Origin of the sequence: Rahnella sp. CJA17(1/100) (assembly GCF_963881615.1) — a bacterium.
Taxonomy (GTDB): Bacteria; Pseudomonadota; Gammaproteobacteria; order Enterobacterales; family Enterobacteriaceae; genus Rahnella; species Rahnella aceris.
The window spans coordinates 1-3,068 of record NZ_CAWOJA010000034.1 but is presented as its reverse complement, the minus strand read 5'-3'; the positions used below and the strand labels follow the sequence as shown (position 1 = coordinate 3,068).

Below are 3,068 nucleotides of genomic sequence, written 5' to 3'. Positions count from 1 at the left end.
CGCTCACCTTAAATCAGGCTTGCACTACGAACCAATCTCGGAACTTCAGCTGAAAATCTACTTCAAGTCTCTAAAAACACCTTTGGTGTTGTAAGGTTAAGCCTCTCGGGTCATTAGTACTGGTTAGCTCAATGCATCGCTGCACTTACACACCCAGCCTATCAACGTCTTAGTCTTAAACGTCCCTTCAGGTGGCTTAAAGCCACAGGGAAGACTCATCTCGAGGCAAGTTTCGCGCTTAGATGCTTTCAGCGCTTATCTTTTCCGCATTTAGCTACCGGGCAATGCCATTGGCATGACAACCCGAACACCAGTGATGCGTCCACTCCGGTCCTCTCGTACTAGGAGCAGCCCCTCTCAATCTTCCAACGCCCACGGCAGATAGGGACCGAACTGTCTCACGACGTTCTAAACCCAGCTCGCGTACCACTTTAAATGGCGAACAGCCATACCCTTGGGACCTACTTCAGCCCCAGGATGTGATGAGCCGACATCGAGGTGCCAAACACCGCCGTCGATATGAACTCTTGGGCGGTATCAGCCTGTTATCCCCGGAGTACCTTTTATCCGTTGAGCGATGGCCCTTCCATTCAGAACCACCGGATCACTATGACCTACTTTCGTACCTGCTCGAGCCGTCACTCTCGCAGTCAAGCTAGCTTATGCCATTGCACTAACCTCACGATGTCCGACCGTGATTAGCTAACCTTCGTGCTCCTCCGTTACTCTTTAGGAGGAGACCGCCCCAGTCAAACTACCCACCAGACACTGTCCTCACCCCGGATCACGGGGCCGAGTTAGAACATCAAACATTAAAGGGTGGTATTTCAAGGTTGGCTCCACGCAGACTGGCGTCCACGCTTCAAAGCCTCCCACCTATCCTACACATCAAGGCTCAATGTTCAGTGTCAAGCTATAGTAAAGGTTCACGGGGTCTTTCCGTCTTGCCGCGGGTACACTGCATCTTCACAGCGAGTTCAATTTCACTGAGTCTCGGGTGGAGACAGCCTGGCCATCATTACGCCATTCGTGCAGGTCGGAACTTACCCGACAAGGAATTTCGCTACCTTAGGACCGTTATAGTTACGGCCGCCGTTTACCGGGGCTTCGATCAAGAGCTTCGCCTTGCGGCTGACCCCATCAATTAACCTTCCGGCACCGGGCAGGCGTCACACCGTATACGTCCACTTTCGTGTTTGCACAGTGCTGTGTTTTTATTAAACAGTTGCAGCCAGCTGGTATCTTCGACTGGCTTCAGCTCCGGGAGCAAGTCCCTTCACCTACGCGCCAGCGTGCCTTCTCCCGAAGTTACGGCACCATTTTGCCTAGTTCCTTCACCCGAGTTCTCTCAAGCGCCTGAGTATTCTCTACCTGACCACCTGTGTCGGTTTGGGGTACGATTTCGTGTTACCTGGAGCTTAGAGGCTTTTCCTGGAAGCATGGCATCAGCTACTTCACCACCGTAGTGGCTCGTTATCACGCCTCAGGGTTGATATGCAACCGGATTTACCAGGTCACACCCCCTACACGCTTGAACCGGGACAACCGTCGCCCGGCCAGCCTAGCCTTCTCCGTCCCCCCTTCGCAGTAACACCAAGTGCAGGAATATTAACCTGCTTCCCATCGACTACGCTTTTCAGCCTCGCCTTAGGGGTCGACTCACCCTGCCCCGATTAACGTTGGACAGGAACCCTTGGTCTTCCGGCGTGCGGGTTTTTCACCCGCATTATCGTTACTTATGTCAGCATTCGCACTTCTGATACCTCCAGCAAACCTCACAGTTCACCTTCGACGGCTTACAGAACGCTCCCCTACCCAACAACGCCTAAGCGTCGCTGCCGCAGCTTCGGTGCATGGTTTAGCCCCGTTACATCTTCCGCGCAGGCCGACTCGACCAGTGAGCTATTACGCTTTCTTTAAATGATGGCTGCTTCTAAGCCAACATCCTGGCTGTCTATGCCTTCCCACATCGTTTCCCACTTAACCATGACTTTGGGACCTTAGCTGGCGGTCTGGGTTGTTTCCCTCTTCACGACGGACGTTAGCACCCGCCGTGTGTCTCCCGTGATAACATTCTTCGGTATTCGTAGTTTGCATCGAGTTGGTAAGCCGGGATGGCCCCCTAGTCGAAACAGTGCTCTACCCCCGAAGATGAGTTCACGAGGCGCTACCTAAATAGCTTTCGGGGAGAACCAGCTATCTCCCGGTTTGATTGGCCTTTCACCCCCAGCCACAAGTCATCCGCTAATTTTTCAACATTAGTCGGTTCGGTCCTCCAGTTAGTGTTACCCAACCTTCAACCTGCCCATGGCTAGATCACCGGGTTTCGGGTCTATACCTTGCAACTTGACGCCCAGTTAAGACTCGGTTTCCCTACGGCTCCCCTATTCGGTTAACCTTGCTACAAAATATAAGTCGCTGACCCATTATACAAAAGGTACGCAGTCACCTAACAAGTAGGCTCCCACTGCTTGTACGTACACGGTTTCAGGTTCTATTTCACTCCCCTCGCCGGGGTTCTTTTCGCCTTTCCCTCACGGTACTGGTTCACTATCGGTCAGTCAGGAGTATTTAGCCTTGGAGGATGGTCCCCCCATATTCAGACAGGATGTCACGTGTCCCGCCCTACTCATCGAACTCACAACTTGTGCATTTTTGTGTACGGGACTATCACCCTGTACCGTGCGACTTTCCAGACGCTTCCACTAACACACAAACTGATGCTGGTTCTGGGCTCTTCCCCGTTCGCTCGCCGCTACTGGGGGAATCTCGGTTGATTTCTTTTCCTCGGGGTACTTAGATGTTTCAGTTCCCCCGGTTCGCCTCATTACACTATGTATTCATGTAATGATAATGTGTCGAAACACACTGGGTTTCCCCATTCGGGTATCGTCGGGTATAACGGTTCATATCACCTTACCGACGCTTTTCGCAGATTAGCACGCCCTTCATCGCCTCTGACTGCCTAGGCATCCACCGTGTACGCTTAGTCGCTTAACCTCACAACCCGAAGGTGTTTCCACCATCGCGCTGCGATTATTTGAGAGACTCTGTTACAGACTAATCCA

At 52.4% G+C, this 3,068-nt stretch carries 1 rRNA gene; it reads right to left on the bottom strand.

Annotation, left to right across the window (positions count from 1 at the left end):
• Positions 1 to 92: 92 nt before the first annotated feature.
• Positions 93 to 3,000 (bottom strand): 23S ribosomal RNA (locus tag AACU55_RS16720).
• Between the last annotated feature and the right edge of the window lie 68 nt (positions 3,001 to 3,068).